Here is a 21,024-nt window from a genome sequence, read left to right as displayed (position 1 = left end):
CGACCGGAACCGCACCGTTGCGCGCTTCGGCGGCGGCATCGCGCTCCAACGTCGCTGCCCGCCGGATGCTGCGCAAGCTGGTGCAGGGCGAGGCGCCGCCCACCGCGCCGATGAGCATTGTGGAGCGGCTGGCCGGCAGCCCGTACGCCAACCCGATGATCCAGGCTGCCGGAATCGACGCTTCTGCGCGGATTACGTTGGACTTTGCCCTGGACGTGGCGGAAACCATGTTCCGCTACGGGGCCGGCGCGCTGGAGGTGGAGACCAGCATCATTGCCGTCACCGCGGCGTTCGGCCTCAGCGACATCGACGTGGACATCACCAACCAGTCCGTGCTGATCAACTACGCGAAGCCGGACACCGTGCCGATCACCGTGATGCGCGTGGTGCGTTCCTGGACCAACAACTACGCCGGCCTTTCCCTGGTGCACGAACTGGTCACCGACATCGTCAACGGCGGCGTGGGCCGCAGTGAAGCCAAGGAGCGGCTGCAGGAAATCACCTCCCGCCCCAAGCCCTTCCCGCGCTGGATGGCCATCGGCGCGGGCGGCGTTTTTGCCGGAGCCATCGTTGCCTTCCTCGGTGGCAGCATTTTCGCAGCCCTCGTGGGCAGCATCTCCACCCTGTTGATGGGTCTGGTGGGGAAGAAGCTGAGTAAATGGCGGATGCCGGACTTCTTCATCACCGGCATCGGCGCTTGCCTGGCCACGGTGATGGCGCTGCTGTTCTGGGCCCTGCACGTGCCGTTGAGTCCGTCGCTGGTGATCGCCGGCGGCATCCTGTTCTTGCTGCCCACCGGGCGCCTGGTCTCAGCCACGCAGGATGCCATCAACGGCTTCCCGGTCACCGCGTCCGGGCGCTACCTCTCAGCCTTCTTCACCTTCGCCGCCATTGCCGCCGGCGTCGCGGTGGGGCTGGTGGGGGGCACCATGACCGGCATCAGCCTCCCTGAAGTCTTCGTGCAAGGCGAGGGAAGCTACCCCTATGTGGTGCGGGCGCTCCTGCTCATGGTGGCGACGATGGCCATCTGCATGACCGAGCAGACCAAACTGAACATGCTGCTGCCCACGGCCGCCGTGGGCCTGGCGGGGCTGCTGATCTACGACTTCGTGCTGTGGGCAGGAATCGGGGACCGGATCGCCCCGGCCGTCGGCGCCGTGGTGATCGGTTTCTTGGGCCGTATTGTCGGCCTGCGGATGGGCTCGCCGCAGCTGGTGGTGGCCGTCCCCGCGGTGCTGTTCCTGCTGCCTGGCCTGTCCGTGTTCCGGTCCATCTACGAACTGACCGTCAACGCGGAGGCGCCGTTCAATGGCATCCTGGGACTGTTCGGTGCGCTGACCGTGATCCTGGCGATCGCCGGCGGTGCGGTGCTGGGCGACAACTTGGCCCGTCCGTTCACCAAGGGACTGGGATCGAACGAAAGCCGGCGGGCCCGGCGCCGGTAAGGGTGCTCGCCCGGGGCAGGTCTGATCAGGCCTGGGGGTCCTGGGGGGCCTTGGGGAAGTGTGCCGAACCGCCGGTGCGGGTCGGATCAGGCCTGCACGTTCTCCGGGAAGGGCGCCGAAACCGCCGGTGCGGGTCGGATCAGGCCTGCACGTTCTCCGGGAAGATCTGCCCTACCTCGGTGCGTTTCTCCGCTTGGAAAGCGTCTTCGGCCCGGCCGTAGGCCCAGTAGCCGGAGATCGAGACCTGATCGCGGGACAGTCCATGGTCCTTGAACAGTACGTCGCGCAGCGACTTCACCTCGCCGCGCTCGCCATGGACGAAGGCATCCACCCGGCCCTCGGGCCATTCCAGGGCTGAGATAGCGTCACACAGCATGGTTGCGGTCCCGGGCGTCTGCCCGTGGCGGAACAGCCAGTGGATCTTCAAGCCGGCCGGGGTCTCCAGTTCCTGGACGTCGTCCTCGGAATCCACTTCCAGGAAGGCATGGCCGCGTGCGTCCGGTGCTAAGGCTTCAATGGCGGCGGCAATGGCGGGGAGCGCTGAATCGTCGCCGGCAAGCAGGTACCAGTCGGCGTCGGGGGCCGGACGGTAGGCGCCGCCGGGGCCGTTGAACATCATCCAATCGCCCGGCTTGGCCCGCGCAGCCCACGGTCCGGCGAGGCCTTCATCGCCGTGGACCACAAAGTCCACCACAACTTCGCGCGTCTCGCGGTCTACTCGCCGCACTGTGTAGGTGCGGGTGACGGGGAGCTTGTCGGCCGGCAGCGTTTCCTTGAGCTCCGCCACATTGACCGGGAGCTCCACGTCCAGGGACGGATCCAGGAAGAAGATCTTGATGTACGGGTCTGTCGCCTCCTTCGCTGCATACCGCTCGGCAAACGAATCAAAGGCATCCCCGCTGGCAAAGACGCGGACCATGTGCTTCGAAAGCCACTCCGTGCGCGTTACCTGGAGATTGGTCTGCACCCGTGGCGGCCGGCCGCTCCGTCCGGGGCGGGCTGGGGCTGCTGCCGGTTGCGTCTGCATAGGGGTATTACTCCTGACAAAGGGAAACTGCTACTTAGGCAAACCTAACCCACGGGCAGGTGATTCCCAATTTGTGGGTGCGAAAGGTCATATTGGCCGGGACGCGCGGCCGCAGGTCACGGAACTTCGGGCATCTGATATTCGCCAACTGCCGGGCCTCTCTACGTTCGGCACTTGCTGTCCAACTTCAGCAGGAACTGTCCATGTCTTGGCGAGACGCAAGCTCCTGACCTGCGGCGACGCTGAACGTCTGCGCAAAACGTGGACAGCGTCGGTGCCGCGCCGCCGATGGGGCGGGGAAACGTCCTTGCCCCAAGCGGCCGGAGCGCAGCGCCGCCCACGCCTCAGCGCGGCGCCCACGCCGCCGCCTCAGCGGACCGCCCACGCCGCCGCCTCAGCGGACCGCCCACGCCGCCGCCTCAGCGGACCGTCCACGCCGCGGCCGGAGCGCAGCCACTTCGCCGTCTCAGCGGAGCGCCCACTCCACGGGCTCGGCGTGCTGGGCGGCCAGCAGTTCGTTGACCCGGCTGAAGGGCCGCGAGCCAAAGAACCCGCGGGACGCCGACAGCGGGCTGGGGTGCGCGGTCTCGATCCGCGGGACGTGTTCCAGCACCGGTGCCAGTTGCTGGGCTTCCCGGCCCCAGAGCAGTGCCACCAGCGGGCCGCCGCGTTGGGCCAGCGCCCGCACCGCCAGTTCCGTGATTTGCTCCCACCCCTTGTTACGGTGCGAGCCGGCCTTGCCTGCTTCCACGGTCAGGCAGCGGTTGAGCAGCAGCACGCCCTGGTCGCTCCAGGCGCTCAGGTCCCCGTGCTGCGGCGGCCGGAACCCCAGGTCCATCTGCAGTTCCTTGTAGATGTTGGCCAGGCTGCGCGGCAACGGCCGGACGTGCCGTTCCACCGCGAACGACAACCCGATGGAATGCCCCGGCGTGGGGTAGGGGTCCTGACCGACGATCAGCACCTTGACCTTGGATAGCGGCCGCTGGAACGCCCGCAAGACGTTCCCCGGCGCGGGCAGCAGGGTCTTGCCTGCGGCGCGCTCGCCGTCCAGATAGGAGGCAAGGTCCCAGAGCAGCGGTTCGGCCGGCGCCAGCACCTCGGCCCACTCAGGGTGGATCACGCCCGCAAGTTCCTGCGGTGCGGCGAACGGATACGGCGCGCCGAAGTCCGCGGCTGGCGGGTGGGCAGGCAGCGGAAAGAGGGCACCGTCGTCGTAGTTCACCGTTCTATCTTTGCGGATAAGGGCCGCCGGCCGGCAATCAGGCCGGCTGAAGGGGAGCGAACAAGAACCCCTGGGGATCGAATGACAGGCCTGTGATTCGCCCTTATCATGGAGAAGGTATTGATTGCCGCCGGCAAGTACTAGGAAGAGCAGGTGTGTTGTGGCAGGTTCGGCCGAGGCCAGTGCGTTTTCACTCGAGGCCGATGTTGACGACGCCAGCCCGCTGAGCGAGCGCGACCAGCGGATGCTGGCGCTGGAGCGGCAGTGGTGGAAGTACGCCGGCGCCAAGGAACAGGCCATCCGCGAACTGTTCGACATGTCCGCTACGCACTACTATCAGATCCTCAACGCGCTGATCGACACCGAGGATGCGCTGGCGCACGATCCGATGCTGGTGAAGAGATTGCGTAGACTACGTACGTCCCGCCAGCGCGCGCGCACTGCTCGCCGGCTGGGCACCGACGCCTGATTCCGGGACCGCCCGGGAGGCCGGTTCCCGATACTCCACCACCAAGGATGCAGCACCGCGATGACCAAGTACCCCCGGGATGAGTTCGACCAGGTCCCTGAAACTTCAGACCGCCACGGTGTGCATCGCGCCCGCATGGCGACGCCGAAGTCCAACGGTCTGGGCCTGATCATTCTGGCCGCCGTCCTGGCGCTGGCGGTCGGAGCCTTGTCCTTCTTCGTGCTGCCGCTGCTGGGGACCGGCGGACCTTCGACCCCTGTCGCCGGAGCAACCAGCACACCCGCCGCAACCGCCTCGGCATCGCCGTCGGCAACGGAGCAGGAAAGCAAAAGCGCCGAAGCGGAAGCCACCACGGAGCCGAGCGACGAGGCCACGTCGGAGCCCACCGAAGAGGCCGCGGCGGTTAACAAGCAGGATCCGGTGATGATTCTCAACGGTGCAGGCGTGTCCGGGCTGGCCGGCACGGTATCGCAGACCGTGCAGAACGACGGCTGGGCCATCGCCGCGGTGGACAACTGGGGCGGCGCACCGCTGGCCGGATCGGTGATCTTCTACAACCCGGGCCAGGAAGCCAACGCCCAGGCCCTCGGGGAATTGCTCGGCATCACCGACCTGCAGGAAAACGGTGACGTCTCGCAATACGTCACCGTGGCGCTAGGCCCCGGCTACCGCTAGGCGGCCGCACCTGGTTTAGAGGATTTCGGTTACGCCTCAATAACATTAAGTGTGCCTTAGGTCACTTTCCGCTCCATGCGTAGATAGGGTGAGACCACCCTGCCGCTGAACCGTCTGCGGCAGAGGCGGAACTACTGAGTATGGAGAACACTATGGCGCTGGGAACCGTCAAATGGTTCAATGCGGAAAAGGGCTACGGCTTCATCACCGTGGACGAAGAAAATTCCGATGTATTTGTCCACTGGTCCGCAATTCAGATGGATGGTTACCGTTCCCTGGATGAAGGGCAGCGCGTGGAGTTCCAGATCGGCCAGGGCCAGAAGGGCCCGCAGGCCGAAGAAGTCCGGGTCGCTCCTTAGCAGGACATTAACGACGACGGCGGTGGAGGCTCGGGTGCCTCCACCGCCTTTTTCGCCGGGGCTGGCTGAGCAGCGGATGGGACGCGCTGCGCAATGACTGGCACGTGCTGCGCAGTGACTGGGACGTGCTGCCCGCCGGCTGGGACGTGCTGAGTGGCGGGCATTGTTACGTGAGCGGGCGGGCTACTCTTTCAGCGGCACGCCGCGGGCGTCGCGCTTGAACGGTTCCGCCCCGACCAGGATCATGATGCCTTCAATGAAGCCCCACACGGCGCCGACGCCGAAGGTCAGGAACGTGACCACGATCTGCAGCACGCCAATGCCGATGTGGCCGAGGTAGAAGCGGTGGACACCCAGTCCGCCCAGGAGGATGCCCAGGAGGCCGCCGACCAGACGCGACTTCTGCTCCGGGTAGTAATAGCCCTGCGGAGTTCCGTAATACTGCTGGCCGTAGGGCTGACCCGGCTGGCCCGGCTGACCCGACTGGCCGTATTGCGGGCCGGGTTGACCGTAGGGCTGACCGTAGGGCTGGCCGGGCTGGGGCGGATGCTGCGAGTAAGGCCGGCCGGAAGCGCCATACGGCTGCTGGCCGGGAGTGCTTGGCTGTTCTCCCGAAGCGCCATCCGGCTGCTGGCCCGAGGGCTGTCCGGCGGGACCGCCGTGCGGCGGCTGCCCGATCGGCTTCGTCGGGTTGGCTCCCGTTCCCAAGGGTTCGGTGGGGTTGCTGGCGTTCTTCTCGTCGCCTGGTTCAGTCATGGTTTCTCCGACCTTGCCCGTTGCCGGGCTGCTAACAGCTGGTTTCTCTTACCAGCCAATCTACGCGCGAGGCCCCGGCCGTATCCATGGGGGTCCACCCTGATTGTTTGCCCGGGGTGGGTCAGGGTGATTCGCCCTCCGCGAAGTGGGCTGATTGAGCCGCCCAACAGGTTGCACTCGACACCGTCGAGTGCTAATTATTGAGTTAGCACTCTCGCGGGCCGACTGCTAAGAAGTCTCCGTGGGGGGTGAAACCCGCCACCTGATGTGAGGTGAGCGGCGCGGCGTACCGAAATCGCCGTCGTCGTGAGCCGTCCGTCGCGGGCACCGCAGGTGGCCAGCAGCCGTCAAAAGCTGCGTCCAGTGTCTATTGTCCAGAAGGGACGTAAGCCGCTATGGCAAAGATCATTGCATTTGACGAAGAGGCCCGCCGCGGCCTCGAGCGTGGACTGAACATCCTCGCCGACGCCGTAAAGGTAACCCTCGGCCCGCGTGGCCGCAACGTCGTACTCGAGAAGAAGTGGGGCGCTCCCACGATCACCAACGATGGTGTTTCCATCGCCAAGGAGATCGAGCTCGACGACCCGTACGAGAAGATCGGCGCAGAGCTGGTCAAGGAAGTCGCCAAGAAGACCGACGACGTCGCCGGTGACGGTACCACCACCGCAACCGTTCTGGCCCAGGCCCTGGTCAAGGAAGGCCTGCGCAACGTTGCTGCCGGCGCCGACCCGCTGAGCCTGAAGCGCGGCATCGAGAAGGCTGTTGACGCTGTCACCGCCGAGCTGATCGCTTCCGCCAAGGAAATCGAGACCAAGGAACAGATCGCCGCCACCGCGTCCATCTCCGCCGGAGATCCGCAGATCGGTGAGCTGATCGCCGAGGCCCTGGACAAGGTCGGCAAGGAAGGCGTCGTCACCGTCGAGGAGTCCAACACCTTCGGCTTGGAGCTGGAGCTCACCGAGGGCATGCGCTTCGACAAGGGCTACCTGTCGGCGTACTTCGTCACCGACGCCGAGCGCCAGGAGACGGTCCTCGAGGATGCGTACATCCTGATCGTCAACTCCAAGATCTCCAACGTGAAGGACCTGGTTGGCATCCTGGAGAAGGTCATGCAGTCCGGCAAGCCGCTGCTGATCATCGCCGAGGACGTCGAGGCTGAGGCCCTGGCCACCCTGATCGTGAACAAGATGCGCGGCACCTTCAAGTCCGTGGCCGTCAAGGCTCCGGGCTTCGGCGACCGCCGCAAGGCCATGCTGGCCGACATCGCCATCCTGACCGGCGGCCAGGTCATCGCCGAAGAGGTCGGCCTGAAGCTGGAGAACGCAACCCTGGACCTGCTGGGCCAGGCTCGCAAGGTGGTCGTGACCAAGGACGAGACCACCATCGTCGAAGGTGCCGGCGAAGCCGACGCCATTGCCGGCCGCGTCAACCAGATCCGTGCCGAGATCGAGAACTCCGATTCCGACTACGACCGCGAGAAGCTGCAGGAGCGCCTGGCCAAGCTGGCCGGCGGCGTGGCAGTCATCAAGGCCGGTGCCGCAACCGAGGTTGAGCTCAAGGAACGCAAGCACCGCATTGAGGACGCCGTCCGCAACGCGAAGGCTGCCGTTGAGGAAGGCATCGTCGCCGGTGGCGGCGTGGCCCTGATCCAGGCCGGCGCCAAGGCATTCGCCAACCTCAGCCTTGAGGGCGACGAAGCAACCGGCGCCAACATCGTCAAGGTTGCCATCGACGCTCCGCTGAAGCAGATCGCCCTCAACGCCGGCCTGGAGCCGGGCGTTGTGGCGGACAAGGTCCGTGGACTGGGTGACGGCCACGGCCTGAACGCTGCCACCGGCGTGTACGAGGACCTGCTGGCTGCCGGCGTCAACGACCCGGTCAAGGTGACCCGCTCTGCCCTGCAGAACGCGGCCTCCATCGCCGGTCTGTTCCTGACCACCGAAGCAGTTGTCGCCGACAAGCCGGAGAAGTCCGCTCCGGCCATGCCGGGTGGCGACGAGATGGGCGGCATGGGCGGCTTCTAAGCTTCCCTGCCACCTACCTCGGCCTGGTAAACAGGCGATGGTTGACGCGAGGCGCGGTTCCCAGCACGGGAGCCGCGCCTTGCGGTTTTAACCCCTGTCCGCGCGCAGCCAGTCCGGGCCCTCGAGCTGCCAGGCATCCAGCTCCGCGGACAGGTTCCGCTTGGCGCGCTCCAGCCACTTCTCCCGCGCTGCAGGTGTGCGGTACAGCGGGTCCAGTTCCAGCAGCCGGCGGACGACGGCGGTGCGTCCGGCGGCGAAGTCGGCGTCGGCCACGTGGGCATAGTCTTGGCGGACGTTGCGGACATAGCTACGGTACTCTGCCGGCGCTCCGCCGAGGACGGCCAGATCGGCATCGCACAACAGCGCCCCGGATTCGTCCTGCGGGCCGGGGGAGTGTTCCGCCGTGAGCAGGACCAGCCGGACCACTTCGGCCGTCTCGTCAGGGCCGATGCCCGCGGGAGGCAGGCTGGCTGCGGCCAGGTCCGCGGACTCCTGTTCATCCTGGCCGGCGCGGCCGTTGTAGACCGCGTCGTGGAACCAGGCCGCCAGCCACACCGCGCGCGGCCGGCGCCCGGAGTCCACGGACGGCGCGAGCTGCCCCAGCGCTTCCAAGACCGCCAGCAGGTGGCCGGGGCCGTGGTAATGGCGGTGCGGTTCCGCCCAGCGCTCCAGCAGTCCGCGGCCCAGATTCTCCTGCCCGGGCAGCAACTCGTTCCACCGACCCAGCAGTACGCGGCGCAGTTTTTCCGGGCGCTGCCGGGCCGGGACGCGTAGCCCGCTGGCCTGCAGCCGGCGGGTCAGCTCGCCGGCGCTGACCTCGACAGCTCCCAGCTCGACCAGTTCGCGGTAGCGGCTGACCGGCACGTCGTAGTGGTCCCGGTCGAAGGCACGCTCGCGGATCCCGGCGGCCGCGGCGAAGCGGTGCAGCTCGGCCAGCGAGCTGTCCGAGACGAGGTGCGAGAAGTGCGTGCCGTGGGCGGGCCAGAGCGGAGGATCGATAAGTATTGCCACCTGCCCAGCCTAGGGCCAGGAATGTCGGCCGGATCTGAAAAGATGGAAATCATGACTATCACTGCTGCCGCCGACGGCTCCGCCCTCGGCAACCCCGGTCCGGCCGGCTGGGCTTGGTACATCGACAACACGGCGTGGGCTGCCGGCGGCTGGCCGCACGGCACCAACAACCAAGGCGAACTAATGGCCGTGCTGGATCTGTTCCGGGCAACCGCGCACGTGCCCCAGGAGCACCTGCGCGTGCTGTGCGACAGCCAGTACGTGATCAACTGCGTGACCAAGTGGATGCCGGGGTGGAAACGGCGCGGCTGGAAGAAGGCCGACGGGAAGCCGGTGCTGAACGTCGACTTGCTCAAGGACATCGACGAAGTGATCAAGGGACGCAGCTACGAGTTCGAGTGGGTCAAGGGCCACGCCGGCCACCCGCTGAACGAGGCCGCCGACGAACGGGCCCGCGCGGTGGCCGTGGCCTTCCAGAACGGAACCGGTGCTCCGGCGGGTCCGGGGTTCCCGGGCGGACCGGGCACCTCGGGCAGCGCGGTCCTGGGAGCTGCGTCGTCCGGCGCCGCCCGTGCGGGAACCAGCCCGGCCGGCCGCCCAGCGGCGGAGCCCCTTCCTGCCCGCAACGGGTCACGGCCGGCAGTGGCAATGACCCCTGAACCGGATCTGTTCTCCGAACTGGAGGACTTCGCCAGCGACGAGGCGGCCGAGGGGTCGCCGGAAGAGCTGGTGGTCCGGTTGGAACAGCAACTTCTCAGCCCCGCGGTCCGCGCGGACTTCGGCCGGCTGGCTGTGCTGCTGCACCCTGACTTCGCCGAGATCGGCGAAGCCGGCCGGATGTGGACGCGGGACGCGATGATCAGCGAACTCCAGGAAAGCCCTGAGCTGGATGCCTCGCTGGAGGTCTTCGCCGTCGAACGGCTCGGCGAAGACAGCATCCTGCTGACCTACCGCAGTATCCGCCGCGAGGGGTCCGCCCTGCGCAGTTCGCTCTGGCTGCGGGACGGCCAACAGTGGCGCCTGCGCTTCCACCAGGGCACACCCGAACAGGGCTGAGCGGCGGCGCCCGCACCCGGCCGGACAGTGCTCAGGCCAGGAACATCCGGGCGTTGGCTTCCTCCGCCTGCAGGTACTGCTGCGAGGCGTGGGACAACGCCGCGTTGATGCTGGCCAGGGATTCCTCCACTTTCAGCTGGGTGGCCCGCCAGTCCGTGACGAGTTGCTGGAAGTTCGCTGCCGCCGCGCCGGTCCAGAGCGACTCCAACTCGCGCAGTCCGGACTGCATGGTGTTCACCTCCGCCTGCAGCCGCCCGATGGTGCCCTGCACCGCCATGCTCTTGGCGGCGAGGGCCTCGCTGTCTACTTGGAATACGGCCATGGTGTCCTCCGCTGGTGGTGTATCTATCCGACACCGTTCAGGCTAGGCAGCCGTGGACGCTGCCGCGAGGCTCCGGCCGCCGGTTGTGGATAACCGGATGCGTCGGGAGCGTTGTGGATTAGCCGAGGTCGAAGGGCTCGTCTTCGTCCGCCTGCGGATGGAAGGGGATCCTGATGGACATGGTGGCGCCGCCGCCCGGCGTCTCCGTCAGCCGTACCGTGCCGTCGTGCTGGGCCACCAGGGCCGCAACGATGGCTAGGCCCAAGCCCGTCCCGCCGGTTTCGCGATGGCGTGAAGTGTCCGCCCGGTAGAAGCGTTCGAACACCCGCGCCGCCTCGTCTTCGGAAATACCGGGACCATGGTCGCGGATCTCGAGGACGGAATCCAGCCGGTCGTCGATCACCGGTTGGACGCCGACGGCGATCTCCAGCGGCGAACCCTCGGGGGTGTAGCGCAGGGCGTTGGTGACCAGGTTGGCCACCACCTGGCGCAGCCGGGCTTCGTCGCCGCGGATGGGGGCCGGCCGCGGCGCACCGCCGTCGAGCCCCACCACGGTGATCACCCGGTCCGGTGCGCTGGCCCGCGCGTCCAAGGCGGCATCGTTGCCGAGCATAAGAAGGTCCAGCGGTTTGGCTTCGAGGGGACGCTGTTCGTCCACCCGGGCCAGCGTCAGCAGGTCATCCACCAGTTGGCCCATGCGCTTGGCTTCGCTTTCGATTCGGCCCATCGCGGCGCCGACGTCCTCCGGCGACTGCAGCGCCCCGTGCCGGTACAGCTCCGAAAAGCCGCGGATGGTGACCAGCGGGGTGCGCAGTTCGTGTGAGGCATCCTGAACGAAACGGCGCATCCGCTGCTCGGAAGCGCTACGCGAGGCGAAGGCTGTTTCGATGTGGGCGAGCATGGCATTCAACGAACTGGCGAGCCGGCCGACCTCGGATGCGGGGTTGACCACCTCAACGCGGCGCGAGAGGTCGCCGGCGGCAATGGCTGCGGCTGTTCTGTCCACCCGGCTCAAGGGCTGGAAGGACCGGGTCACCGCCAGCCATGCGATGCCGATGGCCGCGACCGTCGAAGACACGCCGATCAGAAGTGTGCTCACCGAAACCTTGTTGAAGGTCTCGTTGACCTCGTTGTAGCTCACCGCAACTGCGACGGAGCCGGCACCATTTTGCAGCGGCGTCACAAACACCCGCCAGCCGTCGCTGTCCCGCTCGATCCCCGGAACGAAGAAACCTTTGCCTTGGACGGCGGCCGCCTCGTCCGGAGAAATGGTCGGCAGGTCCGGGCGGTCGTCGGGGTTGTTGGTATCGATGCTGATCTGGCCGTCGCGTGACAGCAAAGCGCCGTAGTACCGCTCTGACGGGTAGGGGTTTTGGGTGGGGTTGGTCGCCTCGCGGACCAGGAAGGAGGAGATGGCCTGGCGGTTCTTAAGCAAGTCAGCGTCGAGTTGCTTCACCAGCGTGTCATGCAGCAGGGTCAGGGTTAGCACCGAAATGACCGTCAGGGTGGCGACCATGAGCACACCCATGATCAGGACCAGTTGCGACCGCAGGGATGCTGACCTCCAGCGTTCAACCATCGATCAGCGGCGGTCGGCCGTACGCAGCAGGTACCCCACGCCGCGCTTGGTCTGAATCAGCGGCGGCGTGTCCGGATTCGTGTCGATTTTCCGCCGCAGGTAGGAGATGTAGGACTCGACGATCGAGGCGTCGCCGTTGAAGTCGTACTCCCAGACATGGTCCAGGATCTGCGCCTTGGACAGCACCCGGTTCGGGTTCAGCATCAGGTAGCGCAGCAGCTTGAACTCGGTGGGGGAGAGGTCAATGACTTCGCCGCCGCGGCGGACTTCGTGCGCGTCGTCGTCGAGCTCCAAGTCATCCACCTGGATGACCGCGTCGTCCGCCAGCAGAGGCCGGGTGCGGCGGAGCACGGCCCGGATCCGGGCCACCACCTCGTCCAGGCTGAACGGCTTAGTCACGTAATCGTCGCCGCCCACCGTCAGGCCGGTGACCTTGTCTTCGGTCTCGTCCCGGGCGGTCAGGAAGACCACCGGAAAATGACGGCCGGCGGCCCGGAGCTTGCGGGTCACGGTGAAGCCGTCCATGTCCGGAAGCATGACATCAAGCACGGCCAAATCGGGCATGTGTGCTTCGGCAGCGTCCAAAGCCTCGCGGCCATTGGCGGCAGCCACTACCTCAAACCCGGCGAACCGCAGCGAAGTCGACAGCAGTTCCCGGATGTTCGGCTCGTCGTCGACGACCAGCAGTTTGGCTTCGGGCTCAGGCTTTTTCACGTTCCCAGTGTGCTCCCGGTTTCTGGGAGTTTGCTGAATGGATGCTGCAGGCAATCATGGCCTGCGCTGAGGGCGGCGGCTCGGTCAGCCGCGGCGGCTGAACAGCTCCACCGGGGCAAGCGTGCCCTGCCGGACTCCCGCCGCCAGGTTCCCGATCTTCACCCTGGCGTCCGTGCCCATATGCAGGTGCATGCCCAGCGGCGGAGCACCGGAAGCGGACATCTTGTCCTGAGTCCGCTGCAGGAACTCGACAGCGAAACCGTGCCGGTTGCGTTCGCCCTCCAGCCGGAAGCCGGCCGCCGTCAGGGCGGCAAGGTATCCGGTGCGGTCTTCCAGGAATGACGAGGCCGGTGTGGATGCCCAAGGCAGCGGGAACTGCGGAGTGCTCGCGGACATGGACATGATGTCGTAAAGCGCAAAGATGCCTCCCGGCTTCAGCACCCGGTGTATCTCGCGGAAGGCGGCCGCCTTGTCGGGAATGTTCATGCCCACGTGCAGCATGGTCGCCGCATCGAAACTGCCGTCGTCGAACGGCAGCTCCAGGGCGCTGGCCACGCTGAACTGGACCAGCGCCTCCAACCCGGAGCGCCGGGTGAGCGATTCGGCCGTCCGCACCGACCCGGGCGTCAGATCCACACCCTGGACCGTGACGCCCAGATGGTGGGCCAGATAGCGGGCGGGCCCGCCTATCCCGCAGCCAACGTCGAGCACCCGCATACCGGCGCGCAGGCCGGCCCCTTCGGCCACCGACTGCGTGGCGTCGGTGCCGCCGATGTGCAGCTGGTCCGCCGCCGCCAGCACGTCCGGGTCGATGTTGTCCGGATCGTGGCCAAGCGCAGCCAATCCGTCCAGGATGAGGGCCTCCAGGCCGGGATGCTCATAGTGGGCGGCGACGTCGTCTTCGATGTCCATAGCAGCCTCCAACCGGTCGGGATGCCACGAGTGTACGCCCGGACCGAGGCCGTCCGTCCGCCCGCCGCGGGCCGGAACACCGGCTCTCCGCGGCGAAGACGGGGCGAAGAGGTTATCCCTGCACCACGTCTTTGGCGTCCTTGATGGTGTAGGCGTAGCCCTGCTCGGCCAGGAAACGCTGCCGCTTGGCGGCGAAGTCCTGGTCCAGCGTGTCCCGCGCCACCACGGTGTAGAACCGCGCGGACCGGCCGTCCGCCTTGGGCCGCAGCAGCCGGCCCAGCCGCTGGGCTTCCTCCTGCCGGGAACCGAACGATCCGGAGACCTGGATGGCCACGGTGGCTTCGGGCAGGTCGATGGAGAAGTTGGCCACCTTGGAGACCACCAGCGTCTGCAGCTCGCCGCGGCGGAACGCGCCGAACAGCCGCTGCCGTTCCTTGACCGAGGTGCCGCCCTTGATCACCGGCGCGTCCAGATGCTCGGCGATCTCGTCCAGCTGGTCAATGTACTGTCCGATCACCAGCAGTTGCTCGCCCTCGTGCGCCTTCACCAGCGCATCCACCACCGGCGTTTTGGTCGGGGAGGTCGCGCACAGCCGGTACTTGTCGCCGTCGTCGGCCATGGCGTACGCCACCCGCTCGTCCCGCGGCAGATCCACCCGGACTTCCACGCAGTCGGCCGGGGCGATGTAGCCCTGCGCCTCGATGTCCTTCCACGGGGCGTCATAACGTTTGGGCCCGATCAGCGAGAACACTTCGCCCTCGCGGCCGTCCTCGCGCACCAACGTGGCAGTCAGCCCCAGCCGCCGCCGCGCCTGCAGGTCGGCCGTCATCCGGAACATCGGGGCCGGCAGCAGGTGTACCTCGTCGTAAATGATCAGGCCCCAGTCGTTGGCATCCAGCAGCTCAAGGTGCGGGTACAGCCCGCCGCGGCGCATGGTCAGCACCTGGTAGGTGGCGATGGTGACCGGCCGGATTTCCTTGACCGAGCCGGAGTACTCACCCACCTCCTCGGCTGTCAGCGAGGTCCGCCGGACCAGCTCGTCCTTCCACTGCCGCGCGGAGACCGTGTTGGTGACCAGGATCAGCGTGGTGGTGGAACTGGTGGCCATGGCGGCCGCGCCGACCAGCGTCTTGCCGGCCCCGCACGGCAGCACCACGACGCCGGATCCGCCGGCCCAGAAGTTCTCCACGGCCAGCCGCTGGTACGGCCGCAGCTGCCAGCCGCCCGGCTTCGCGGATTCGGCCAGCGCTATCGGATGCGGCCTGCCGTCGACATAGCCGGCCAGGTCCTCCGCGGGCCAGCCGAGCTTGAGCAGCAGCTGCTTGAGCTGCCCGCGCTGCGAGGAATGCACCACCGTGGTCTCGGCGTCGATCCGCGGGCCCAACAGCGGCTGGATCTTCTTGGCGTGCATGACTTCTTCGAGCACCGGGTAGTCGGTGGTGCGCAGCACCAGGCCATGCTGCGGGTCCTTCTCCAGCCGCAGCCGCCCGTACCGGGACATGGTCTCCTCGATGTCCACCAACAGCGCGTGCGGCACCGGGAAGCGGGAGTAGTTCAGCAGCGTGTCCAGCACCTGTTCGGCATCCAAGCCGGCGGCGCGGGCGTTCCACAGCCCCAACGGAGTGATCCGGTAAGAATGCATATGCTCCGGCGCCCGCTCCAGCTCCGCGAACGCGGCGATGGCATGCCGGGCCTCGTTCGCCTGCTCATGGTCCACCTCCAGCAGGATGGTCTTGTCGCTCTGGACGATCAAGGGTCCGTCGGCCATTCAGCTGCCCTCCAGTAGTTCAATGTCCATCACCCGGTGGATGGAGACGGTGCGCTCGCTGTCGCGGTCGGGGTCGAACACGCGCAGCCTGCCGCCGCTGACGGACAGCGGCAGCATGACCTGCCGCCGGTGGTTGCCGTCCGGATCCACAATCCCGATCCGCACCCGCTGCTTCAACCGGATGGCGGTCCGCAGCGTCTCCAGCGTCAGCAGCGGCCCCGCTTCGGCGGCCGGACGGGCCGGAATACCCGTGCTCCGCAGCGCCGCGAGCTGGGCGTCGGTCGCTTCGGCGGTGAGTTCCCACGGATTGGTTTTCACCGGGAACGACGACGGCGCCCGGCCGGCCTTCGCCGTCGCGGCACCGTCCGCCGGGGTGCCGACCGCAGCGAAACCGCCGCTGCCGTTGCCGCGCCCGCCGCCGGTGCCCGCCGCGCCGCCCAGCGCCACGCCGTCGTCGGCCTCCGGGGCAGGCGCATAGCCAAACTGGCGCAGCGAGGCGAGCAGCTCGCGGGCCGCGGTGCGCGAAACGGCCACCGTGGGGGCCAGCCGGCGCAGGCCCAGGCGAGCGGTGCGCGGGTCGGCGAGCAGGTCGGTCAGCGTGTTCTCGTCGTCGCTGCGCAGGAAGCTGGCGGCCGCGCCGAGCCGTAGCGCGCCATGCCGGGACGCGGTGTCCTCCACCAAGTACTCCAGCGGCTGCGGCACGTCGGTGGCCGAGTGCCGGCTCAGGAAGCCGAGGATCCCGGCCGCGTCACGCCCGGCGTCAAGCGCATGCCGGATGCTGTCCGCAGAGAACCGGTAGATGGCGGCAGGGCCTTGGCCTTCGGCGGTGGACAGGAGGGACAGCTCGGCGGCGATGTCCGGGGCCAGATAGCCGGGAGCCACCGCGGTCAGGTCCGCCTGCAGCACGAATTCGACCAACGGTTCCGGCAATTGACCGGCCAACAGCTCGGCGGCGTCGGCGAGCCTGGCCTGCGCCAAGGCGCGTCCCAACCCGGTCAGCGCGCCGGACCCCACCAGCCCCAGCCGTGCCGCCTCGGCAAGGATGCCCGGCACCAGCCGCTCAAACCGCCGCTGCTGGCGCGGCCGGCGCCAGACCAAGTAGCTGGTGACCGCGTCCGGAGAGGGAGCCGGAGTGCTGCCGGTGGCAGCCGCGTCCGGTACGGCATCCGCCGCAACGTCCGGTTCGCCGGGTCCGCCAGCGGAAGCCGCCGGCAGGCACAGTTCTTCCAGCGCTTCGAGAACGCGGCGCCGGACGGCCGGCGCATCGGGACGGGACGCTTCGGCGGCCAGCGCATTGATGGCGGTGTCCGACGGCGTCCTGCCACCCACCAGCGAAGGCGCGCGGTCCAGCTGCAGCCAGGCCGACACGAGCAGCAGCCACTGGTCCTGGCGCGGCAAGGAGGCGAACATGGCGTCCGCGTGGACCACCCAGCGGGAGGTATCGACGTCCAGGACGAGCAGTCCGGCGGCGGCTGCCAGCTCCAGCAACCAGCTGGTCTCGTCCGCTTCGATCCGCAGGGAGTCCGCCAGCCGCCGGACCTCCCGGACGCCCACGCCGCCTGCGCGGAGGGTGACAACCGGGCCCCGGCGGACCTGGTCCAGCAGCTCGGCCACCAACCGCAGCGTCTCGGCTGCGGCGGAGTAGGCCGCGTTGTCGCGCAGCGAATTCCGGACCTGCCCGGCAGCTATCGCGGGCGGCAGGGTGTGCCACGGGTCGGCCATTGCACCGCCGCGGACCGCCAGGCCGGCCGGCCAGGGGAGTTCCACATGCGATGCGTCGATGGGAACCAGCAGCCCGTGCGCTGCCAGCCAATCGATCGGTAAGGTGGCCTCGCGGGGACCGGTGCCGGCCAGCGGGTGCGGCAGTGCGCCGAGCGGGGAACGGCGGAACTTTCCGAGCAGCTCGTCGGTGTGCTCCGGTGCCTGGGCCATCAGCGCCGGCCAGGTCCGCGGGTCGGCCAGCCAGCCGTCGAGGGCGGCTGCCGCCCGGGCGGCCGCTGTGCCGACGCCTTCGTTCCCCTCAGGATCGGGGATGTTGGTCGGCAGCTCATAGCCGGTCTCTTGCAGCAGTCGCACCGTGTGGAGCAGATGATCCGCGGCCACCGTGCTGGAGGCGGCCAAGGTGGCATAGCTTCGGCCCAGTCCGGCCGGGTACGGTCCAAGCGCTTCGGCCAGGCTGGCCACCGGAAGGTAGGCCGGGGGCAGCAGGAGGTCCCCGCCGTCGTCCGCTGGAAAGGCATTGTTGCCGGACGAGGGCAGCTCGGCGCGCACCAGCAGGGCGAGGTCCTGCAGGCGGGCCAGGTACGAGTCCAGGTCCGGCTGGACGGCTGTGCCCGCCGGCGGCACGAGCAGGGGCCGCAGGGAGCGGGCGTCGGCGGCGCGATCGGCATCAACATCGGTGCTGAGCACCACTGCTTCAAGCACTTCAAGCTCGGGCCGGGAGAGGTTCTCTAGCACCCGCTGGAGGCTGATCCGTGTGCAGGCCCGGGCGGCTAGGGCGGAAAAGTCCGGTACGGGCGGCAGGCAGAGATCCGGCCGGGCGCTGAACAGCTGGCGCAGCTCGGCGTCGCTGCGGGCGGCCAACTGGCCGGCCAGGGCACGGATGGAGGACACCGGATTAACGTTACCCCGCACCACTGCGGCCGACGCAGCCCGGGCCGGACCCGCCTTCGCCGGCTCCGGCGGTGCCGCTAGCTGCTGCGGCGACGCCGGATACTGCCGGCCATCAGCAGCACCATCAGCACGAAGGCGATAGGGAAGCAGAACCACGCCAGGCCCATGAAACCGGTCCACACCGGGGTGCCGGTCATGGCGCCGGCCAGAATAACGCCGAGGCTGCCCAGCCCTGCCAGCAGGAGGACGACGGCTGAAAAGACCAGCACGCGGTGCAGCGCACCCGACTCGGCGGGGCGGGGTGCATTCTGGGCGGGGACTGTTCCGGACATGGCACCAGATTAACTCCCGTCCGTGCGGCGGCCCAATCCCGCCCGCACGCCGGGAGCGGAAACGGCCGCACACAAAACTCCGCCGTCGGCGGAACAAGCTAATCTAGAGACAGACTTTCCCCGCCACGCGGAGGCCGCACCTGCGGCCGGTGTACTGCCGGCGGGGCACATGGTAAGAACGCAGCAGCGGGCGGTACCGCCGCGACATTTAAGCAGAACGAGGTAAGCAAAGTGCCCATCGGCAAAGTCAAGTGGTTCGACACGGAAAAGGGCTTCGGGTTCCTGGCCAGTGAAGACGGCCAGGAAGTGTTCCTGCATGCTTCTGCGCTGCCGGCCGGCGTCAAGGACGTGAAGGCCGGCACCCGGATGGAGTACGGCATCGCGGACGGCCGCCGCGGGCCGTCCGCATTGTCCGCCCGCATCCTCGACGCGGCTCCCTCGGTGGTGCGCGCAACGCGCAAGCCGGCCGAGGACATGGCCGTGATCACCGAAGACCTGATCAAACTGCTGGACGAAATCTCCAACGGGCTGCGCCGAGGCCGCTATCCGGAACGCTCCCACGCGTCCAAGGTTGCCGCGGTGCTGCGCCGTGTAGCCGACGACCTGGACGCTTAAGCGGACTTGATGACTGAAAACCTGATCGACTCCGGCGCTGAAACCGCGCCCGTGGAGCAGCCCGTCGTCGGTGGGCCCGAGGCCGAGGCCGCGCCCCGGCGTCGTGCTGCGCGTCGCACCGCCAAGCTTGACCTAGTCCTGGCCGCCGCGGTGGACCGGGCTCGGGAGGGCGTGCTGGAGATCGCCCCGGCCGAACAGATCGGTGCGCATGTCGGCAGCTTTGCCGACGGCGACCGCTTGGTTACCCACCGGTTCGAGGCGAAGCTGGCGGGCTATGCGGGCTGGCAATGGTATGCCACGTTGGCCCGTGTCCCGCGAGGCAAGGAAGCCACGGTCTGCGAAGTGGGCCTGCTCCCGTCCGAGGGTTCGCTGCTTGCTCCCGAATGGGTGCCGTGGGCGGACCGCGTGCGCCCTGAAGAAGTGGCGGCTGCGGCCGAAGCCGAGGCAGCCGAGGCGGCTGAGGCGACCGCGGCAACCGAAGCGCAGGACGTCGCCGAGGCGGCTCCCGCAACGGACACAGGGGAAGTCTCCGCGCCTGAGGGCCAAGACGTGACCGCGGAAGCCGCTGCAGCCGTGGACGAAGACACAGCGGACGAAGCGGCCCCTGCAACTGCGGACGGAGACGCAGCGGACGAGGCGGCCACTACAGACGAGGCAGCCGAGGCTCCGGCCGGCGAGGGCATAACAGAGGCGGCCGAAATCGACGCGACCGAGGACTTCACCGAAGCCACGTCCTGACGTGACAGATCGACGAGGCAGGTTCTACAGCCGGAAGGGGCGGTAAAGCATGTTTCGTTCCTTGCGGCTGTTCAATTACCGGATCTGGTTCTTCGGCGCGCTGGTCTCCAATATCGGCACGTGGATGCAGCGAACCGCCCAGGACTGGCTGGTTTACGACATCCTCACTGAGCAGGACGCCGCCGCCATGGGCATTGTGATGGCGCTGCAGATGGGCCCGCAGTTGGTGATGGCTCCTTGGGCCGGGCTGATTGCCGACCGGTTCGACCGGCAAAAGCTGCTGATGGCCACGCAGATTTCAATGGCGGTGCTGGGCCTTGCGCTGGGCTTGATGGTGATCGCCGACGTGGCACAGCTGTGGCATGTGTATGCCTTCGCCCTGGCACTGGGCATGGTGACGGCGGTGGATGCGCCAGCGCGGCAGACGTTCGTCTCGGACCTGGTCCGCGACGACTACCTGCCCAACGCGGTGGCGCTGAACAGCACCTCGTTCAACCTGGCCCGGATGATCGGTCCGGCCATTGCCGGCGTGCTGACCGTAGCCATCGGTCCGGGCCCGGTGTTCCTGATCAACACCGCCACCTTCGCTGCGATGATCGCTGCGCTGTTGGCCATCCGCAGGCAGGAACTCCACCCGCGGCAAAAGGTGGCCAAGGGCCGCGGCCAGATCCTCGAGGGCTTCCGGTATGTGAAGGACCGGCCGGACCTGGTGGTGGTGCTGGCCGCGATCTTTATCATCGGCACATTTGGTCTGAATTTCTCCGTTTTTGTGGCGTCCATGGCGCGCACCGAATTCGGCGGCCATGCCGGTGACTTCGGCGTGCTCTCCTCGGTGATGGCAGCCGGTTCGGTGACCGGGTCGCTGCTCAGCGCGCGCCGGGACAGGCCGCGGCTGCGCTATGTCTTCGGCGCGTCGGCGGCCTTCGGTGTTGCCTGTACGGCGGCGGCCCTGGCGCCGACCGTCTGGCTCTTCGGGCTGGCACTGGTGCCGGTGGGGGCAGCGGCAATCACCATCATGACCAGCGCCAACGCGTACGTGCAGACCACCACCGACCCGATGATGCGCGGACGCGTCATGTCCTTGTATATGGCCATCCTGATGGGCGGAACCCCGATCGGAGCTCCGCTGGTCGGCTTGGTGTCCAATAGCTTCGGCCCGCGCTGGGGGCTGGGGGTGGCAGCACTGTCAGGAGTGGCCGCCGCCGCCGTGGGGATTCTGTGGGCCTGGCGCGCGCACCACATGCGGCTGCGGTTCGATCGCTCGGCCCGGCGAAAGCTGAGCATCACCTATGGCGTGCCGGACCGGCCGGTCTAGGCGGGGGCCGGTTCGGACCCAAAAGAAGTGGGGCCAAAACAATGAAGGTCCGGCTCCCGTGAGCGGGAAGCC

The 21,024-nt window shown here is 67.9% G+C and carries 20 protein-coding genes; 9 read left to right on the top strand and 11 right to left on the bottom strand.

Annotation, left to right across the window (positions count from 1 at the left end):
• Positions 1-65 precede the first annotated feature (65 nt).
• Positions 66-1,445 (top strand): threonine/serine exporter family protein, encoded by a 1,380-nt coding sequence (locus tag MNQ99_RS15845; RefSeq protein WP_241915399.1) that lies wholly within the window; start codon positions 66-68, stop codon positions 1,443-1,445.
• A 139-nt stretch (positions 1,446-1,584) separates the two neighbouring features.
• Here the strand turns inward: MNQ99_RS15845 and MNQ99_RS15840 are convergent, their stop codons facing one another.
• Together MNQ99_RS15840 and MNQ99_RS15835 are read right to left on the bottom strand one after the other, a co-directional pair.
• Positions 1,585-2,472, bottom strand: a complete 888-nt coding sequence (locus MNQ99_RS15840; protein ID WP_241913613.1) for a siderophore-interacting protein — start codon at positions 2,470-2,472, stop codon at positions 1,585-1,587.
• Positions 2,473-2,938: 466 nt separating this feature from the next.
• Complete coding sequence (locus MNQ99_RS15835) at positions 2,939-3,694, bottom strand: uracil-DNA glycosylase (protein ID WP_277883563.1); 756 nt, start codon at positions 3,692-3,694, stop codon at positions 2,939-2,941.
• Between the two features lie 160 nt (positions 3,695-3,854).
• Here MNQ99_RS15835 and MNQ99_RS15830 point away from each other — a divergent pair, with 160 nt between their 5' ends.
• From MNQ99_RS15830 to MNQ99_RS15820, 3 genes are all read left to right on the top strand, one after another.
• Positions 3,855-4,163, top strand: a complete 309-nt coding sequence (locus MNQ99_RS15830; protein ID WP_241913612.1) for a DUF3263 domain-containing protein — start codon at positions 3,855-3,857, stop codon at positions 4,161-4,163.
• A gap of 60 nt (positions 4,164-4,223) precedes the next feature.
• Positions 4,224-4,838 carry a LytR C-terminal domain-containing protein gene (locus MNQ99_RS15825; RefSeq protein WP_241913611.1) on the top strand — a complete coding sequence of 205 codons (615 nt, stop codon included), beginning with the start codon at positions 4,224-4,226 and terminating at the stop codon, positions 4,836-4,838.
• A gap of 152 nt (positions 4,839-4,990) precedes the next feature.
• Positions 4,991-5,197, top strand: coding sequence for a cold-shock protein (locus tag MNQ99_RS15820; protein WP_127515201.1), 207 nt, complete (start codon positions 4,991-4,993; stop codon positions 5,195-5,197).
• Positions 5,198-5,380: 183 nt separating this feature from the next.
• Here the strand turns inward: MNQ99_RS15820 and MNQ99_RS15815 are convergent, their stop codons facing one another.
• Positions 5,381-5,953 (bottom strand): TM2 domain-containing protein, encoded by a 573-nt coding sequence (locus MNQ99_RS15815; RefSeq protein ID WP_241913610.1) that lies wholly within the window; start codon positions 5,951-5,953, stop codon positions 5,381-5,383.
• A gap of 395 nt (positions 5,954-6,348) precedes the next feature.
• On the opposite strand from MNQ99_RS15815, the gene groL reads away from it, so the two are divergent.
• A complete protein-coding gene (groL, locus tag MNQ99_RS15810; protein ID WP_127515205.1) occupies positions 6,349-7,977 on the top strand; it encodes a chaperonin GroEL in 1,629 nt (542 codons plus the stop codon).
• A gap of 87 nt (positions 7,978-8,064) precedes the next feature.
• Here the strand turns inward: groL and MNQ99_RS15805 are convergent, their stop codons facing one another.
• The gene (locus MNQ99_RS15805; RefSeq protein ID WP_241913609.1) at positions 8,065-8,988 is read right to left on the bottom strand and encodes a DUF4031 domain-containing protein; all 924 of its coding nucleotides are present in this window, start codon (positions 8,986-8,988) and stop codon (positions 8,065-8,067) included.
• A gap of 51 nt (positions 8,989-9,039) precedes the next feature.
• On the opposite strand from MNQ99_RS15805, the gene MNQ99_RS15800 reads away from it, so the two are divergent.
• On the top strand, positions 9,040-10,044 hold the full coding sequence (locus MNQ99_RS15800) for a ribonuclease HI family protein (RefSeq protein WP_241913608.1): 1,005 nt from the start codon (positions 9,040-9,042) through the stop codon (positions 10,042-10,044).
• A gap of 31 nt (positions 10,045-10,075) precedes the next feature.
• Here MNQ99_RS15800 and MNQ99_RS15795 read toward each other — a convergent pair whose 3' ends face one another.
• From MNQ99_RS15795 to MNQ99_RS15765, 7 genes are all read right to left on the bottom strand, one after another.
• Positions 10,076-10,366, bottom strand: a complete 291-nt coding sequence (locus MNQ99_RS15795; RefSeq protein ID WP_127515210.1) for a WXG100 family type VII secretion target — start codon at positions 10,364-10,366, stop codon at positions 10,076-10,078.
• A 118-nt stretch (positions 10,367-10,484) separates the two neighbouring features.
• Complete coding sequence (locus MNQ99_RS15790) at positions 10,485-11,882, bottom strand: sensor histidine kinase (protein WP_241913607.1); 1,398 nt, start codon at positions 11,880-11,882, stop codon at positions 10,485-10,487.
• A 66-nt stretch (positions 11,883-11,948) separates the two neighbouring features.
• Positions 11,949-12,659, bottom strand: a complete 711-nt coding sequence (locus MNQ99_RS15785; protein WP_127515214.1) for a response regulator transcription factor — start codon at positions 12,657-12,659, stop codon at positions 11,949-11,951.
• An 84-nt stretch (positions 12,660-12,743) separates the two neighbouring features.
• A complete protein-coding gene (locus MNQ99_RS15780) occupies positions 12,744-13,571 on the bottom strand; it encodes a class I SAM-dependent methyltransferase (protein WP_241913606.1) in 828 nt (275 codons plus the stop codon).
• Between the two features lie 112 nt (positions 13,572-13,683).
• Complete coding sequence (locus MNQ99_RS15775; RefSeq protein ID WP_127515218.1) at positions 13,684-15,339, bottom strand: DNA repair helicase XPB; 1,656 nt, start codon at positions 15,337-15,339, stop codon at positions 13,684-13,686.
• The gene (locus MNQ99_RS15770; protein ID WP_241913605.1) at positions 15,340-17,952 is read right to left on the bottom strand and encodes a helicase-associated domain-containing protein; all 2,613 of its coding nucleotides are present in this window, start codon (positions 17,950-17,952) and stop codon (positions 15,340-15,342) included.
• A gap of 77 nt (positions 17,953-18,029) precedes the next feature.
• Positions 18,030-18,284, bottom strand: coding sequence for a hypothetical protein (locus MNQ99_RS15765; protein WP_127515222.1), 255 nt, complete (start codon positions 18,282-18,284; stop codon positions 18,030-18,032).
• 231 nt (positions 18,285-18,515) lie between these two features.
• Here MNQ99_RS15765 and MNQ99_RS15760 point away from each other — a divergent pair, with 231 nt between their 5' ends.
• From MNQ99_RS15760 to MNQ99_RS15750, 3 genes are read left to right on the top strand one after another with little or no spacing between them, the layout of a single operon-like run.
• Positions 18,516-18,899, top strand: a complete 384-nt coding sequence (locus tag MNQ99_RS15760) for a cold-shock protein (protein WP_127515223.1) — start codon at positions 18,516-18,518, stop codon at positions 18,897-18,899.
• 9 nt (positions 18,900-18,908) lie between these two features.
• Positions 18,909-19,637, top strand: coding sequence for a DUF3027 domain-containing protein (locus MNQ99_RS15755; protein WP_422387469.1), 729 nt, complete (start codon positions 18,909-18,911; stop codon positions 19,635-19,637).
• Between the two features lie 49 nt (positions 19,638-19,686).
• A complete protein-coding gene (locus MNQ99_RS15750) occupies positions 19,687-20,952 on the top strand; it encodes an MFS transporter (RefSeq protein WP_127515227.1) in 1,266 nt (421 codons plus the stop codon).
• Positions 20,953-21,024: the final 72 nt, after the last annotated feature.

Source organism: Arthrobacter sulfonylureivorans (genome assembly GCF_022637435.1).
GTDB classification, from domain to species: domain Bacteria; phylum Actinomycetota; class Actinomycetes; order Actinomycetales; family Micrococcaceae; genus Crystallibacter; species Crystallibacter sulfonylureivorans.
This window is presented reverse-complemented; position numbering and strand designations above follow the sequence as displayed.

Excerpts from the sequence above, each read along its gene's own strand:
- MNQ99_RS15845 (WP_241915399.1), top strand. The coding sequence starts at position 66 with ATGCTGCGCAAGCTGGTGCAGGGCGAGGCGCCGCCCACCGCGCCGATG.
- MNQ99_RS15840 (WP_241913613.1), bottom strand. The coding sequence starts at position 2,472 with ATGCAGACGCAACCGGCAGCAGCCCCAGCCCGCCCCGGACGGAGCGGC.
- MNQ99_RS15825 (WP_241913611.1), top strand. The coding sequence starts at position 4,224 with ATGACCAAGTACCCCCGGGATGAGTTCGACCAGGTCCCTGAAACTTCA.
- MNQ99_RS15820 (WP_127515201.1), top strand. The coding sequence starts at position 4,991 with ATGGCGCTGGGAACCGTCAAATGGTTCAATGCGGAAAAGGGCTACGGC.
- MNQ99_RS15815 (WP_241913610.1), bottom strand. The coding sequence starts at position 5,953 with ATGACTGAACCAGGCGACGAGAAGAACGCCAGCAACCCCACCGAACCC.
- groL (WP_127515205.1), top strand. The coding sequence starts at position 6,349 with ATGGCAAAGATCATTGCATTTGACGAAGAGGCCCGCCGCGGCCTCGAG.
- MNQ99_RS15800 (WP_241913608.1), top strand. The coding sequence starts at position 9,040 with ATGACTATCACTGCTGCCGCCGACGGCTCCGCCCTCGGCAACCCCGGT.
- MNQ99_RS15795 (WP_127515210.1), bottom strand. The coding sequence starts at position 10,366 with ATGGCCGTATTCCAAGTAGACAGCGAGGCCCTCGCCGCCAAGAGCATG.
- MNQ99_RS15790 (WP_241913607.1), bottom strand. The coding sequence starts at position 11,882 with ATGGTCGCCACCCTGACGGTCATTTCGGTGCTAACCCTGACCCTGCTG.
- MNQ99_RS15780 (WP_241913606.1), bottom strand. The coding sequence starts at position 13,571 with ATGGACATCGAAGACGACGTCGCCGCCCACTATGAGCATCCCGGCCTG.
- MNQ99_RS15775 (WP_127515218.1), bottom strand. The coding sequence starts at position 15,339 with ATGGCCGACGGACCCTTGATCGTCCAGAGCGACAAGACCATCCTGCTG.
- MNQ99_RS15765 (WP_127515222.1), bottom strand. The coding sequence starts at position 18,284 with ATGTCCGGAACAGTCCCCGCCCAGAATGCACCCCGCCCCGCCGAGTCG.
- MNQ99_RS15755 (WP_422387469.1), top strand. The coding sequence starts at position 18,909 with ATGACTGAAAACCTGATCGACTCCGGCGCTGAAACCGCGCCCGTGGAG.
- MNQ99_RS15750 (WP_127515227.1), top strand. The coding sequence starts at position 19,687 with ATGTTTCGTTCCTTGCGGCTGTTCAATTACCGGATCTGGTTCTTCGGC.